This is a genomic window from Runella sp. CRIBMP, assembly GCF_009905605.1.
In the GTDB taxonomy this organism is placed as follows: domain Bacteria; phylum Bacteroidota; class Bacteroidia; order Cytophagales; family Spirosomataceae; genus Runella.
In genome coordinates, this window is sequence record NZ_JAAAKZ010000022.1 from 1 (window position 1) to 15,915 (window position 15,915).

Here is a 15,915-nt window from a genome sequence, read left to right on the forward strand (position 1 = left end):
TTTTTATCGCTCTGAACTTATCCACACTTGGACTACTTTGCCATCATTCGGTGGCTCCCTTCTGCATCATTTTACAGCGGTTCTTTTCTGCCAAATCAGATTACCTTAACCCGATATAGTTATACAGCCCAGCTAGCGGCAAGATTCACAGGCCTTATCTCACTGTACAGCAGGCAGCCCCTTCAACAATTTCTGTTAAGGAGGCTCGCGCGCCCCCTACTGTAAAAGGGGCAAAATCCATTTTTCAACCATATCTTTATTCATAATTCCCATTGTAGTATGTTTCAACAGTTCGCACCTTAAAATTCACCCTTTATGCAATTGCCTACCAATGCCATTTACTCTGATATTGTGGCCATTGGGGATATAAAAACCACTTATATTTATGTGTTATACTATACAGGATCAGGGCAGCAAGCTTCGGATTATTCGGTGGATATTTACCAATGTGGGCAAGATGCTCCTGCGGGAAATTTCCTCGTCAAAACTGACAATATTCCAGCGGCACGGATACAGGTAGATATGTGGCATACCCTATACACCCTTAACTATGCGATGACGACCAACGGTAGCGGCACCAATGCGGGGCCAAGTGGGGCCAACACAGGCCCTAACGGTCAAACAGTTCCCTCAATGAGTCAATGGTTGCCGCCCATTCCTTCGTAAGCTAAGGGAGTAATAAAATAAGTAAAAACAGTGTTATCGTATGATAAATACTGTTTTTACTTAGCTATTGTAAATTCCTATGAAAGTGGTTCATCGTCATATTTATCAAATCAATAATGTTGTTAGCACTTCCTTTCAAGTCCTTTGGAGTAATGGTGTTGAGCCGTTTACCACGACGTTTACTTAAAACCGTTCAAGCGTCAAATCATCAAAATAAGCGGTTCCTTCCGAATCTGCTGCCGTATAACCTAAACGGCAACTGATTCTCACATAACCATCACCAGAATTGAAAGGAAGCACTACCTGTGTCCAGTCAGTTGTACCCTTAATGTCTTTACTTCTCGGAGGAAAACTAGCACTGTCTATGCTTGTGCTGACACTCAAACATCCCCCTACCCCTCCTGGGTTGGCATTGGTGGTAACGTTTTCAGTTTTAATCCAGCACTTCAAAACATAATTGGTATAAGGCGCAAGAAAAAGAACCTGATACGCCTGTACATCATTGCTTTGCACAGGCCCAGCTACGGGACCCGAATAAATCCTGATGCAATTGGAGCCGTTGCGCCCTTGCCCTACTAGCCACGAGAATACTGCCTGATCGGGTTTATACCCGCCTTTTAGCCAATAGGAAAAAGCACCAGCGTTTACAAAGTTAACAGCGTTCTCAAAATCGGCGTTAGGGATCAAAGGAAACCCCTGGTTTAATGTTAACTTTAGGGAGGCAGTGGTACAGAAAGAGGGATTGTTTCTATTGCAGACCGAATAGACCAGACTGTCGGTCCCGGTATTTTCATTTGAAATATAACTGATGGTTCCGTCGGGATTGACGGTGGCCGTTCCATGGGTTGGGTTGACAACAATTACGGGTAAAGAGACTTGTGTCAAATTTGTTATGGCCGAACCATCAGGATTAAAGTCATTGGCTAGGACTGTAATTTTCTTGGCATATCCTGCTGCCGCCGACGAAATATCTGCTTTGGCCATTGGAGTTCCACATCCCTTAATCAAGGCCGTAAATACGCTTCCTTTAGACGACTCAAAGCCTGGCAGCAAACTAACACCGTGGCCCGCCCAATACATTACCGTACTACCAACGGGTATTTCTTGCGTTGAAACAATGGTTTGTACCACCTGCTCAACTCCCGACGAAGCAGTTGCTGAAAGCACCGTAGAATCGTCCACAATCGTAACTGTATATGGCTGACTTGACAGAGCTCCACAACCGTAACTACAAGTCACTGTGTAATTTGTGGTGGAAGTTGGGCTGACCGTAATAGAAGAAGTCGTTTCGCCATTTGACCATAAAAGCGTTCCATAACAGCCATAGGCCGAAAGTTTAGTAGCAGAACCTGGACAAATGGTATTTACCCCATAAATACTTGGTGGATCAATGCCGCATTCTTTACCGTAATTTCCACTGATAGGACTCGAAACAGCAGAAGCTCCGTTGGAATCCGTCACGCGAATTCGCGCACTGTAAGGTCCTGGCTGAGGAATTAAATACTCGAAAACGCGGCTATTTAGAGGAGTCGTCTCAAAAATACCATCGTTGTTCACGTCAAATTCAACCGTAAAAGAGTCTTGGTCGGGATCGGTGGTAGAATTGGCATCAAAGCGGGTGCCATTGTCTGAATAAGGGATGTTAGGATAATAAGGTTTCAAATAAGGCTTGGGGGCTTGGTTGCCTGCCGTAACCGATAAAGTGAAACGCGAGGAAACGGTCCGGTATCCCTGCCTGTCCCCTACAACAATACTGAAAGAATTAGTTGTCCCCGCTTGAAAATATGGCGTTTTAAAAGTAGTGTCTACATTCAACTGGTGCAGTGCCAGTTCGTCAATGAGCTGCCCATTGTAATCGTATAAATGCGCATAAGCAATACTATCGGGACTAGAAGCGGCGAATCTTATATTCAACAATCCAGCAACGGGGCTTACGGTTCCATTGGTTAAGACCGTTAAATTGGGTCCAAAATGGCTTGCTTTTCTTTGACGGTTGAAATAATAACTTTCATTTAACATTAATGCTGAACCATATTCCAATCGAGTATAATTTCCCGAATATAGAGCAGGAAAAAAGCTACCTCTTATTCCCCTTAGTCCACTGCCCATCAATCCTCCAAAAAAATTATCGTCGTGACGAGCATCGTGGTAATTTAAACCAAAGGCATGACCCATCTCATGGCATAAAGCCCCGAGGTAGGAAGAAGCCACAGTACTAAATGTATTTCTTTCAAACCAAGCAAAGGACACATCTTGAACCAAGGGATAAGGGCCCAATTCGGGAATAATTTGGCCGGCATAATTCGTATTATCCAGCAACCGTTGAGGATTGAATAATTGAATGACATTACTACCCAACTCAGCTGTCGACGAATTATTTCCATTCCCACTATCACCCCCACCCCCTCTTGCTACTCCACCTATAAAACTTCCATCCGGAAGTTGCACCTGCGTTTCCGGGATAAGTACCCACACTTCTCCTTCTAAATCAATGGTTAGACCTGCATTTTTGGCGGCAAACTTAGTATTATTAAATAACTCTATATCATTATTACCTCTTAGTTCATTATCCGTTTCGGAAACGTTGACCAAATGGATTTTGGGTCTGGGCGAATCCTCTTCAGTTTCAAAAATAAACGTTTTGGGGCCAAAACCATTTTGTTCCATATTATCACGAAACCACACTTGCGCCATTTCTATGGCAAATTGCAGATTCTCTTTATAATTGGCTTGGGGAGTACGATTGGAGGGAACAACATAGCCTATTCTGACTTTTGCAGGCGGCCATGGAAGTATGCCGCTACCACCAGTTCGAGCCGCCGCCGATACCCTGTTTATATTTTCAAAAGGCGCTTGATAATCGATGTTTGTACCATTTAAAAGTGGGGTTTGAGCATTTAATAAAATACCAGTACTCAAACAGCAAAAAGTTAGAACCAACAAACCTATTTTCATCTTTTTCATGGACATTATTTTTTCAGCACGCATTTGTCAAAGGTAATTTGCTTGGTTGTCACCAAGTAATATATGACTCTAGAGATGCATCACATCTTTCCCACAGTTTTGAAAAGTGGAATGTGGTGGGCTTTTTTCTACTTTAAATTTTATCCCAAATTAGGAATATACGGGATAAAAAAATATGAGTTAAAACATCCTTTTGACTGATTTTTTACCAAAAATGCCAAATTCGCTTAAAAGCAAAGGAGTAATAGTAAACCCAGAGTATAGCCCTAGTGCCTTACTATATGGTGTATACGACATCAAAAATCTCCACATAATGGCTGTGTTACTCTATTAAATAATTTTGATTTTGAAATTTACGCTCATTTTAATTACCAAGGTAGCTATCAACAATAGGCGGTTTTATCTGCTTTTAAATGTCGTAAAAAATTGAGTGAGTGTTGCTGTATGTTTTCAAATATAGTAGAAACAAAACCTACGTTTATTAGCTAGCAAACTGAGTTAGACTTTTATTTATTTGGATATCCCTGCGCAGATTCAGATTTGATTGTGTTGCAGGCCAAGAGTGCTTCGGTAGAAATTGTTGAAGATCCCATCCAACCAACATTTCATAAACTTCTTAATACAAATTTTACAGCTGCCAAAAATCATTCAATCTTCTCCTGAAAAATCAGCAGAAACCCTGATGGGTGTTTTGGGGATAGCTTGCATTTAATACATATTTATGGCTTTATGTAAAACCATAAATATGTAAAACCCTACCCCAGCCACCCTATAAGCCTTAATTTGGACTTTAATTCCGCTTCTTTTAGCTCAAAGTCTTTATTGACAACAGAAAATCGCTCGGGGAATTTTTGCATGGCTTTCATGAAAATAAGGGTTTGAACATGCTCTCTGTTCAGATTTTCTGCATCGTCTTTCTTTCTATCCCAATCTCGGCTGTACTTTAACCCTTCAATGATTTGTTGGCGTGTTTCAGGTGTTTGCTCAAAAATCTCAGCAACTATCAACTTTTGCTTTTCATAGTGATCAATTCTAAGATTTTCCAGCTCGTTCTCCAATGCCCCTCTTTCATTTGCCTTTTCTTGTTGTTGCGCTGCTATTTTAGTTCGGTTTTGCCGCTTTACTTCAATAGGGTCAATTACTCCTTTTGTAGAAATCATCTTTGCCATGTATGCAGGAATATTTTTAATTTTCTCGCCTGCTTTTATTCTATTGAGTGTATAAACAATTCCCGTTTTTACGTCATCGTATGTATATTTTGACAACCACTGCTGCAATGTCTGGTCAGGGATTAAATCAGCTGTTAAGATTGAAAGCTCATTCAGAGCCGTTTCTTTTTCGGTCGAAAACAAAGCCAGATCGGGCAGTTGCTTTCTTTCTGGCAAATGTGTCAGTATATTGAACTTTATCTTTACAACCTTCCTACCTTGCTTTATTTCTTCAAATGAAAATTTAATGTCGGTGTCTCGGTTTGCATTCAAATCTTCCTGGGCTTTTAGAATTACTTTGTCTTTGAAGTGACCATACAAAGCGTATTCATCAGCGGCAATTCCTAAGATTAATTTCAGCTCATCAATATCAAACGTACGGCTGCCTATTTTCTCGTATTGCTTCAACAACTCATAAATCCGTATCGAGTGAACGCTTTTTATTGAAAGTATGCTCCTAATATCGTATATCAGGTATCTGGCTTTGAGCTCCAATAAAAAAGGTTTTAGTCGCGGTTCAAATGTCACCCAAATGCTTTTCTCCGTATCTTTTTTAGCTCTTTCATCAATCACTCTTTCAATACCTGTGAATAGTGGAATGGTAAGCTCGGTTTTAAAACCATCTCTTTCGCTCTGTATGGCAATGATTTTCTTTTGGAGTCCAAGGGCTGCTTCTCTTAAAAATTGATAAATCTCCCCTCCCTTACTCAATCCAAATTCATCAATTACTTGTCCTACATTGATTTTATACTCTTTGAAATCGGCATCGGAAGGATGTATCATTGATAAAGTAATGGCAAAGATTCGTGTTTCCCAAATATCAAACTTGTATCTTGCCTCTACTAATTCATTGGCTTTTTTAATAAATCTAACGTCTTCTTTGACATACTCTTTCCTGATTTTTTTTGACATAACATATTATTTATTAATGTATAATGATGCAAATTAAGAATAACTATCACTAATATAAAATCAAGTGATAGTTATTCTGTGATATTTTATGGTTAGTGATTTTTTTCGTAGTAATGGTGATAGTTCGCTTACAATCATTCACCTGAAAAGTTATCCACATTCCACTTTTGTGGATAACTTTATTTTCGTAGTAATGGTGATAATAGTTCGTAGTAATGGTGATAGTTAACGTAGTAATGGTGATAATAGATTTTGATATTTCGTAGTAATGGTGATAGTTAACGTAGTAATGGTGATAATAGATTTCATAACACTATGTAAATCAGAGTGTTATGAGGGCCGAAAGTATTACATATTGTTATTCATACATTATTTAAAACAACACAGAGACCGTTGTTTTTATTTTTTTTTTCAAAAAGGGTAAAAAAAAGTTTTTTAGAAGAAATTTACATCTGTTTTTAAAATTACCGCAAAATACAGTTTCGTAGTAATGGTGATAGTTAGCTGCAAAAAATCGTAGTAATGGTGATAATAACGCCTGTTGTTAATTTTGCATAAAAATTGATGTAATACCAAATTTATGTATTTATGGCATTATGTATTTACATAATTACTGGTGTAATTGAATAATTATTCAATTAGCTTGTGCTTTTGGGTGTATTCTTCCAAGGCTTCTACAAAAAGGGCCTTTATCTTTTTCTTTTTCTTAAAGCCCAGTTCTTTTATGGTATCCATTAATTCCGTAGGTATATGAACCGTAAATTTAGTCTCGGCTACTTTGGGAGTCTTGTCAGGTTCAGATTTGCTTCGGTCCTGTATTGGTGTTATCTCCTGCAAAGGAGTATTATCTTCTTTGTCTTTTAGTTTACCCCCCAACGTGGCCAACTGATTTTTGAAATTATCCTTTTTCATACTTGTGTATTTATGGTATTACATATTTATGGTATTATGGTTTTATGTAAAATATTACAGATATTCCAAAATTTCTTTTGTTAGGTTAAATATCTCCTGTTGGGCTTTATCATCTTCTGTTTCAAAGACACCGCCAGTAATCGGTGAACGAGCGTAGCTAACTCTCTGCGAAATCATCGTGTCTAAGATGGGCATTTCATACTGTTCGAGAAGCTGTTTAATGTCATCGGTTAAGCTAGTGCGGTGTTGAATCATATTCAGCACAATAGCGGCCTTTAGGTTGGGACGTTTTGTCTGGGCCTGTTTAAGTAAAGCAATCGTTGCTTTGATTGCCATGACATCCAATACACCTGCTTTGGTGGGGACCAAAACGAAATCGGATAGTTGAAAAAAGTCAGGCAGCTTACTGCTCAAATATGGTGGTGTATCAATTATGGCAACATCGTAGCTTTTGCTCGCTTTTGCAATCTCATCAATCGGTAAAAGGTCAATCCCTTTTAATCCGACCAACTCACCTAATCCTGCTATGCTTCCTTGCGGGTCGCTGTCTAGTATGGCTACCCGAACGGAATTCTGTAAACAATATCCAAGATTAAGGGCGATGGTAGTTTTGCCAACACCTCCTTTTTGGTGGGCTATGGTAATGATTTTCATGTATGAATTGTTGTGTTTTACATTCAAATATAATACATAATTATGTAAAACCATATTAATGTAATTATGGTAATATGTAATTATGTAAAAATTGAAATGGCAATATTAAAAATTAATATATTTCGGGTTTTTAACGTTTTTATATCGTTACTATAATACATTATTTGTAAATCATTCATGTTAACAGTAGCCGCTATTGATTTGCCCATTGTATAATCCATTTAGTACGTTAAACATAAAGTCACTTATTTATAGAAATATCCATCAGTATGCTGTTTTGTATAAACAAAAAGGAGCTTGTTTCACTGAATCTCTAAACAGGCATTGGTTGAAATTATGGAAGTTAAATTTTTGAATGAAGAACCTATACTTTTAGAATAATCAAAACCTATTATAGTCCCCCAAATCTGTTGCAATTTAAGCAATGAGTTGGGTTTTAGTTATTTAAACACTACAGTACGAATTAGAATCAGGTAAAAAAAATAACGTAAAATTAAAAGAACTTTGAGAGAAGATATTGATATATACCCTCAAAATATGGAAAAAATTAAGGAAACTGCTTTTCAATAGTAATACTTTTTGCATTATATTTGTGCATATAGTTAGTATTTATGATACAAAGAGCATTATTCAGCGAGTTAGAGGGACACCTAGCCAAACCACAGGCTACGGTCATTACGGGCATGAGAAGGGTGGGAAAAACTACCGCTTTGAAATTTTTACTGGCTAAAACCGCCCACCCCAATAAGCTGTATTTAGACTTTGAGAAGATAGACAACCGTATTTTGTTTAGCCAAAACAGCTACCAAGCCATCGAAGCAGGCTTGGAGGCGTTGGGGTTGGCCCTCAATCAACCCGCAGTGCTGGCCCTAGATGAGATTCAATTGGTGCCCAACTCGCCGAGCGTCATTAAGTACCTTTACGATACCTACGCCATTAAGTTTATTCTAACGGGTTCGAGTTCTTATTACCTAAAGAATCACTTTACAGAAAGTCTGGCTGGACGCAAACGTATTTTTGAGATGTTCCCCCTCGGTTTTGATGAATTCTTACAATTTCGGGGATTTGCGCGTTCGCAGTTTGAACATACCGCCCAAAAACCATTTTCGGAACCCATTTATCAAATTTTCCGACAAGAATACGAAACCTATTTGAGGTTTGGAGGCTTTCCCGAAGTCGTTTTGGCCGAAACGGCCGACGATAAAACCGCTTTTCTCAAAGACATCATCAATGCTTACATTGAACTCGACATCAAACTATTATCTGATTTTCGGGTGAGCAATGATTTGTACAAACTTTGCCAGCTGCTAGCCTCACGCACGGGCAGCCGCTTGGACGTCAGTAAATTGAGCAGTATTTCGGGGATTAATCGTAACAAACTTACCGAATACATGGCTTTGTTTGAATACACCTACTTTATTCACCTGATTCCGTCCTTTACCAAAAACAAAGACAAGGAAATTGCGGCCCAACGCAAGGTGTATATTGCCGATACGGGTATGTTGCAAATACTGGCCCAAGTAAGCAGTGGGCAAGTATTTGAAAATGCAGTAGCCTTACAATTACTGCGGCTGGGTGAAGTGGCGTACTACCAAAAAAAATCAGGACAGGAAATCGATTTTATTCTGAACAAAGAAACGGCCATTGAAGTCAAAGAAACGCCTTCTTATCCAGACCTCAAAACATTGAACTATCGTTCCAACGATCTCGAACTGCCCTATAGCCGCCTAGTGGGCCGGCACTTCACCAATTCCGATTTTCAGGAATGGTATTGGGGTGGCGGCATTTTTTAATGCCTTTTTGTAGCATAAAACAACATTTATTCCTATGTTCACTGGCGAAAAACGAAGCCCAATAGACCGGTATAATTATCCATAACTCACGTTTGTTAGCGGGTTTGTATATAGGCAAGAATTCTGGGTAGCACTATTTAGAGTAAGAGGCATAAGTTAAGTACGAGCATAGAAGGAAACAGTTATTATTCCCTGAAGCAGAATGTTAAATTAAATGTACTTGACCTAATAAAAAAATCTGGCGCTTTGGTATTAACTACCAAAGCGCCAGATTTTTTTATTGACTTATTTAAGCAAGTCGGACTACCTACCATACCGTGACCTGTCCTCTAGTCGGGAAAAGCGCCATCGAGCTAGGTTTTGCGCTACACAGAGTATTAGAGAAATAAGAAAAACTGATCTGATCATCTTTATTCCCATTATCCACAACTTTCGTAAGTACACGTCTTCCGGTCAAATCAGTGCCACCACTATTACCTGAGGTAATGACACCACTCAGCCATGCTACATTGTCGACAATGGTCATGCAATCAATGGTAGCATGAAATCCACCACCGCCATTTTCCTGCGAAGACCGGTCGGAGTACTGACCATTTACACTTCCATCAGCCATCATATTAGCTACCAGCGAATAATTTGCATCAGCACCTGGACCATAATTAGGGGTATCAATATCGGGCCCACCGGCAGAAACATGGTGAACAATGCCCACCCTCCTGGAGGCCATGGCAGTAGCGTTTTTGTCTTGTTGCCGTGCATCGGGGGATGGGGTGAGGCTTTCGTTGGTACAACTGATCAGAGTGGCAAATACTCCCAATGGTAATAGAATCAACCGTGTCAAAATTTTTGAGCTTTTCATTGTAGTAGGGATTTAAAATGTTGAAAAATAAAAGGAAAAATCAAAAGAGTTAGGCTGATGCGCGATCGAGGCCGGTGCATCGCCAGCGTTGACTTTAGGGACTTCGGCCCAACTTTGTACAGATGATTAGGCAGAGGGAGAAGAATTTTCTTATTGAATCTAAAACAGTGGGGGAAAAGACCTTTATAAATAGATCAGATTGGGGAAATAAAAGAGAGTTTTTCATACGAAACGCGTGTTAAAAAAAGTAGGGTAAAGTGTAATTATAAACGTGTAAAAAGTGAGACGTCCCAAGCGTGAAAACGCTCCCGCAAAAGCAGCCAAGGCTGGCATTTCGAGCACCGAATCATGAAGTCATGGGAGTGATAAGCATGGGTGAGCACCTGCCAAAACAGTAAAGAGCTTTCATCAAATTTTGGTTTAAAGGTTTAGAGAATAGCCGTTAGGGCATTGCCTTGACAAAAGTAAAGAGCCGCACTTTGATGATGTTGGTCTATTTGCGCAATTTGTTAGTCTATCGTTCCAGACTTAGTTTATTGTTCCAAAAACTTAGTTTATTATCCCAATAGTTTTTTTGAAGAGCAAAAATGAATACTTAACCGAAAATAAAAAGCCGGCAATGAGATGAAGAATATGGCGGTCAGTTTCAGATTTATTGAGTCAGAGATTTAGATTCCATTAAGTCAAACTTGCTAATAACATCCCGAAAATGGAGTGTTTTTGGCAGATTTTGAATGAAGAGTTTATTGATACATCAGAATGAATAACGTCCAAATCGGCCGCTTTTTGTAAATAAACCATGCCGCTGTCTTTCTCCCCCATGCCTGCGTACACCATCGGCTTAAAAACATTATTGGCTGATAAAGAAAATCTTGCTGGCCAATAAAAGCCTAACCTTCGAAGTAATTGCATCTCATCGAAGGTTGTGCTATCTCGCTTCACTAAGTCAACGTCGATTTTCGTTCGCATTTAAAGACGCCATATCTATCACAAAGTGATACTTCACATCGCCTTTCAACTACCGTTCGTACGCTTTGTTGATCTGTTGTATATCAATCATTTCAATGTCTGCGACAATGTTATGCTCACCGCAGAAGTTCAACATTTCCTGGGTCTCAGCAATATCGCCAATCATAGAACCAGCAAAGCACTTACACCCCATAATCAGACTGAAAGCTACGATGGGCAAATGGGTGCTTAGGAGCGCCAACAAGCGCCCGCGAACCGTCTACACGAAGCAAGTTCAAATAATTATTGATATTATGTTCAGCTAGACACGGCATCAAGAATGAAGTGAAGTTTCCCTCGGTACGCCGCTATTTGCTCTTAGTCTTTTGACAACACGACTTCATCGGCTACAAGGCGTTTGACTTCTGCAAAATTTGATTCTGATGTGGTAAAAGCAACGACATACGCCCCCATTGCTTTGGCAATCTTGATGGCCATGTGATTAGTGAAAGCAAAGCTGGCGGGATAAGCCGCACGGTGTGAAAGGATTATGTATTATACATAAGGCGCAAAAGTAGCGACTACTGTCGGAAACAGGCTGGTACGCTCTATAACCACAGTATCCCGGTGATACTAAAATTTTGGCTTGGCTTAGCTCTTGGCAAATCTAAGTAAGTTAACCAGCTTTCTATCAGATATTTACACTGTTGTACAAGTTTAGCTACTAACGATAGCTTACGGGTAACAGCACAATTATTGTCGGTATAGAGTCTGTTTCATGGGGTAACCCGAGTTACTGAAACGTATTTTTTTACAAAAGAAATTGATTTTCTTCTCCAAAACGCCGCTTTTTTACCCGTTTTGACTCTGAACGGCCATTATTTCAAATTGGACTTAGCCTCTTTTAAACGCTTTTTAATCTTACTTAAAAACTCTGGTGAAATACCCAGATATGACGCTACTAACCTCTGTGGAATCCGTAACTCAATCTTGGGATATTTTTTTAAAAAAGCTAAATAACGATCCTCAGCTGTCATGCTGATATTCTGTAATATACGTTGCTGAAAAGACACAAATGCCCTTTGGGTGAGGATCCTGAAATAGCGTTCCATCTTTGGTACGTTTTCATAAAGTGTTTCCAGGTTTTCATAAGGTAACTCCAAAACTACACAGTCTTCAATAGCCTGCACATTAAAGGTAGCGGGCACTTGCATGATAAAACTGTTTAAATCGCTAATCCACCAACCTTCAATGGCAAACTGGACAATGTGTTCTTGCCCATTTAGATCCACAAAATAGGTACGCATGCTTCCCTCAATTACAAAGTTTGTGCAACGGCTGACTGCGCCTTCATGTACCACAAATTGGTGTTTCTTTATTCTTCGTTCCCGAACAAGGGACACAATTAATTCTTTATCTCGGTCAGAAAGCCAAATCTCCTTTTCGAGGCTTTCAAGTAGTAAATCTGCCTTCATCTTGAACTAGTTCAACTAAAAACGATAATCTAGTTTATTTCGCCCCCCTTGGCTACTCTGTAATTTTGCAACCAACAAAACGCGGGTAAACCGAATGTAAAATTATGAAAATAGCAATTATTTATCACAGTGGCTTTGGGCATACCAAAATGGTGGCCGAGCGGATTGCCGAAGGTGCAAGAAAAGTAGTGGACGATGTCATTTTGCTTACAAGCAAAATGGCGATACAGCATCCCCACTTGTTGATTGAATCTGATACTTTGGTTTTTGGTAGCCCCACTTACTTCGGAAATGTTTCAGCCGAGTTTAAGCTCTTTATGGAGTCTACTGGTTCGGCGTGGGCCAATCAACATTGGAAAGACAAATTGGCGGCGGGTTTCACCAATTCATCCAGCATAAATGGTGACAAGCTTAATACGCTTACTAACTTATCCATTTTTGCTGCTCAACATGGTATGTTATGGATCCCGCTTGGAATAATGCCTCAATACGATTCTGCTGGTAAACAATTGTCCGAGCCCAATGGAATGGCCAGCTATCTAGGATTGATGACCTTATCCAGTAATTCCCATGAAGAATTTTACGATCCAGCAGATCTGCATACTGCTGAACTTTTTGGGCAACGCATTGCTACGCTTACACAACAACTTAAAGCCGACTCGAAATCCAACATAGAAAACTTCACATTTCTAACAGCAAAACAATAATTAAAATGAAAACACAACTAATAACCACAACTGAAAACTGGGGAGCAACAGCGATTCGTTTTGCTCTGGGAATTGTTCTCTTCTCACATGGTGCCCAGAGTATGCTCGGTTGGTTTGGTGGTTTTGGATTACAATCCACCATCGAATTTCTTTCTGCCAATATGGGATTACCTGCGCTCATTGGGTATGCAGTAATCTGCATTCAATTCTTTGGATCATTGATGCTAGTGACAGGACTACTGACCCGAGTTGCCGCATTAGGTGTTTTCGGAATCTTCATTGGAATGGCCACCTATCATTTCGATTATGGATTTTACATGAACTGGTCGGGCACAAATGCTGGTGAAGGCTTTGAATATCACATACTTGTGTTAGCCATGTGCGTAATGCTTTTCATTTCAGGAGGTGGAGCACTTTCGGTAGATTACAAAATATTGAAAAGCCATCCATTATGATCCGCTGGGTACTCGTCTTTGCTGGGATGGTCGCCGTGGCTGCCGTTAACGCACAACCCACCACTATTGAAACAATGGTGGGTAAACAGAATTACTTCTACCAGCATACTATTTCAAAAAGCCTTGGAAGTTCCCGATTTGGTTTTATGCATACATCATCGCTTCATGCATTTTATGAAGGTGATGACATGAATGAATTGATGAGCCAAACTTATGTTACTTATTCAGTGATGCGATTTCTCAAGCTTGGGTTGGGCACATTTTATGCCAGTAAACCAGGCATCTCTCCAGCAGTATCTCTTCAATTTCGATATGCACATCGTGACTTCCAGGCTTTTTTGGTTCCACGTGTTGATCTTAAAAAAAATGGTTCCGTAGAAATGATGATACTGTTGGAGTATACTCCCGCAATTACTGAACGTATTCATTTTTATTCACGTGCCCAGTTTATGACCAATTATGGCCCTAAACATCACAACAGAAGTTTTCAAAATTTTCGGGCTGGGCTTCATATAAGACAAACGGTGGTGGGTATTGCCTTAAATATTGACCAACGGGGAAAGACCATTTCCACACTTTATAATCCAGGAGTGTTTCTTCGTTATGAGTTGCATTAAAATGCTTCTACCCTGAAAATATCCTTTTCCTGCCAGTTCAAACATTACTTACTTTAAAACTAATTCAACTACATTATTATGAAAACACTTATCTGTATACTCCCAATACTTATATCCATTGAGACAAATGGCTTCAGTGAATCGACTAGCCGTAATCTACACATGCCATCAATTGGATATTGGGTGGTAGAAACTAATCCCCAAAAATGTGATCTTTCTTTAGTATACTACTATGACAATAACGATGACCTAATCCATTCAGAAGTTATCGTCTTAGGACCCAAAAATTTTCCTAACAATAGACTGAAAAGAAAATTAAATAAAAAACTTAAACATTTTATATTGAAGGAATCCTCGGACAGTACGACCGAAACAGATAATCAGTGGGTTTTAGCAACAAAAAAGAAATGAACAAGATTTATTTAATATTAGCCTTAACAGCTGGGTTTGTCTTGCCACTGCAAATTGCTTTTAACAATAAGCTTACTTCTTTTTCGGGTAATGCGATCACGTCGTCATTGATTTCATTTTCGGTAGGCACAATTGCGTTGATTATTTATAGCGTAAGTAATCCTACGGCATTATATAAATCATTCTTACAACTCGGTCAGTCTCCACCTTATGCGTGGCTTGGGGGGCTGGTGGGTGCATTTTATATTATTTCAACCATAGTTGCCTCACCTAAGCTGGGAATAGCCGTTTTTTTAGGACTTGTCATTTGTGGACAAATGGCTATGTCACTATTGTTGGACCATTATGGCTTATTTGGTATGCCTGTAAAACCCTTTAATTGGGTGAAGGGAATAGGTCTAATGTTAGTTTTAGCTGGAATTTTACTGATAAAGAAATAGCTAAGACTGAAAAAAAATATCTGCCTAGGAAATAAACTTGATTTCCTGAATCGATATTTGAAAGAGGCTAAAAACGTCCCGAGGACTATCTTTGATCTTAGGTAAACTATCGGCATGTAACCTAAACGTATAGTCTGGCAACCTTTTCTTCCCCAATTTCAGGTTACCAAACAAAATGATCGGGTTAAGTAACCTGAGGTAACTAATAGGTTACCTACATAAACATAGTGTTTTTTCTAACCCTTACGTTCCATTTTTCGGGAGCCAGCATTACGTTTCCATATGGTATCATTACATTATGGATTACCTGCTAAAAAGGGAGTGCTTCCCGACCCTGCTGGATTGATTAGGACAACATAGAGGTCTCATAAAAACAGAGGTACAGATTTCCTGAAAACCCGAGATAAAAAGCAGTAATACAGGCCAAAAAGTCGGTTTCCATAATAGTTTCATACTGAATTTTATGTTGAATAGGATCTCTTAAACACGCAGAAGTTTACGTAAATAACCTAGTGTTTAAATTTGTACAGTCGCACTTTACACTTCTGAATGTTGCTTTTCCCAACCTTCATTCTTCGGAGTATTTGGTCAGTCAATTGAATCTGTATGGGATTGCGAATCGGGTGGTAGTGCTTGTTCCAATCTACATATGTCTCACTCTCATGTATTGACGGCACCGCAAAGCAATGTTGAGTTGGAAAATGTTCGGTTTTCATTTAACAAGAACAATACACCAGCCGATGTGGATTACATTATTCAGAGCCTTAAAAATATATACCACTCCGATCGTCATTTGTACATCAGAAACCCCGTTCGTGCAAAAATTTCAGCTTGAAAGCAAAAGGAAAGCCTATTTACTCAAAAGGGTGTCAGTTTGAAGCTAATTCCATTGAG

13 protein-coding genes are annotated in these 15,915 nt (G+C 39.4%); 6 read left to right on the forward strand and 7 right to left on the reverse strand.

Annotation, left to right across the window (positions count from 1 at the left end):
• Nucleotides 1-315: 315 nt before the first annotated feature.
• On the forward strand, nt 316-666 hold the full coding sequence (locus GVN20_RS26795) for a hypothetical protein (RefSeq protein ID WP_166561300.1): 351 nt from the start codon (nt 316-318) through the stop codon (nt 664-666).
• Between the two features lie 183 nt (nt 667-849).
• On the opposite strand, the gene GVN20_RS26800 is transcribed toward GVN20_RS26795, so the two are convergent.
• From GVN20_RS26800 to GVN20_RS26815, 4 genes are all read right to left on the reverse strand, one after another.
• Nucleotides 850-3,630 (reverse strand): 3-coathanger stack domain-containing protein, encoded by a 2,781-nt coding sequence (locus tag GVN20_RS26800; RefSeq protein ID WP_166561301.1) that lies wholly within the window; start codon nt 3,628-3,630, stop codon nt 850-852.
• Between the two features lie 755 nt (nt 3,631-4,385).
• A complete protein-coding gene (locus GVN20_RS26805; RefSeq protein ID WP_166561302.1) occupies nt 4,386-5,750 on the reverse strand; it encodes a replication initiation protein in 1,365 nt (454 codons plus the stop codon).
• Between the two features lie 630 nt (nt 5,751-6,380).
• Nucleotides 6,381-6,662, reverse strand: a complete 282-nt coding sequence (locus GVN20_RS26810) for a hypothetical protein (RefSeq protein WP_166561303.1) — start codon at nt 6,660-6,662, stop codon at nt 6,381-6,383.
• Nucleotides 6,663-6,716: 54 nt separating this feature from the next.
• Nucleotides 6,717-7,316 carry a ParA family protein gene (locus GVN20_RS26815; RefSeq protein WP_166561304.1) on the reverse strand — a complete coding sequence of 200 codons (600 nt, stop codon included), beginning with the start codon at nt 7,314-7,316 and terminating at the stop codon, nt 6,717-6,719.
• Nucleotides 7,317-7,927: 611 nt separating this feature from the next.
• Between GVN20_RS26815 and GVN20_RS26820 the strand changes: the two genes are divergently transcribed.
• Nucleotides 7,928-9,109, forward strand: a complete 1,182-nt coding sequence (locus tag GVN20_RS26820; RefSeq protein WP_166561305.1) for an ATP-binding protein — start codon at nt 7,928-7,930, stop codon at nt 9,107-9,109.
• A gap of 307 nt (nt 9,110-9,416) precedes the next feature.
• Here the strand turns inward: GVN20_RS26820 and GVN20_RS26825 are convergent, their stop codons facing one another.
• The 3 genes from GVN20_RS26825 to GVN20_RS26840 all read right to left on the reverse strand — a co-directional run bounded on the left by GVN20_RS26825 (nt 9,417) and on the right by GVN20_RS26840 (nt 12,391).
• The gene (locus GVN20_RS26825; protein WP_166561306.1) at nt 9,417-9,968 is read right to left on the reverse strand and encodes a hypothetical protein; all 552 of its coding nucleotides are present in this window, start codon (nt 9,966-9,968) and stop codon (nt 9,417-9,419) included.
• Between the two features lie 678 nt (nt 9,969-10,646).
• On the reverse strand, nt 10,647-10,937 hold the full coding sequence (locus GVN20_RS26830) for a hypothetical protein (RefSeq protein WP_166561307.1): 291 nt from the start codon (nt 10,935-10,937) through the stop codon (nt 10,647-10,649).
• Nucleotides 10,938-11,794: 857 nt separating this feature from the next.
• Complete coding sequence (locus tag GVN20_RS26840; protein WP_114464332.1) at nt 11,795-12,391, reverse strand: Crp/Fnr family transcriptional regulator; 597 nt, start codon at nt 12,389-12,391, stop codon at nt 11,795-11,797.
• 104 nt (nt 12,392-12,495) lie between these two features.
• On the opposite strand from GVN20_RS26840, the gene GVN20_RS26845 reads away from it, so the two are divergent.
• From GVN20_RS26845 to GVN20_RS26860, 4 genes are all read left to right on the forward strand, one after another.
• On the forward strand, nt 12,496-13,098 hold the full coding sequence (locus tag GVN20_RS26845) for a flavodoxin family protein (RefSeq protein WP_166561308.1): 603 nt from the start codon (nt 12,496-12,498) through the stop codon (nt 13,096-13,098).
• A 5-nt stretch (nt 13,099-13,103) separates the two neighbouring features.
• Nucleotides 13,104-13,553, forward strand: a complete 450-nt coding sequence (locus GVN20_RS26850; protein WP_114464330.1) for a DoxX family protein — start codon at nt 13,104-13,106, stop codon at nt 13,551-13,553.
• Nucleotides 13,550-14,170, forward strand: coding sequence for a hypothetical protein (locus GVN20_RS26855; RefSeq protein ID WP_166561309.1), 621 nt, complete (start codon nt 13,550-13,552; stop codon nt 14,168-14,170). Before GVN20_RS26850 ends, GVN20_RS26855 begins: the two co-directional genes overlap by 4 nt.
• A 407-nt stretch (nt 14,171-14,577) precedes the next feature.
• Entirely contained in the window at nt 14,578-15,021 is a 444-nt protein-coding gene (locus GVN20_RS26860) for a DMT family transporter (RefSeq protein WP_166561310.1), read from the forward strand.
• Nucleotides 15,022-15,915: the final 894 nt, after the last annotated feature.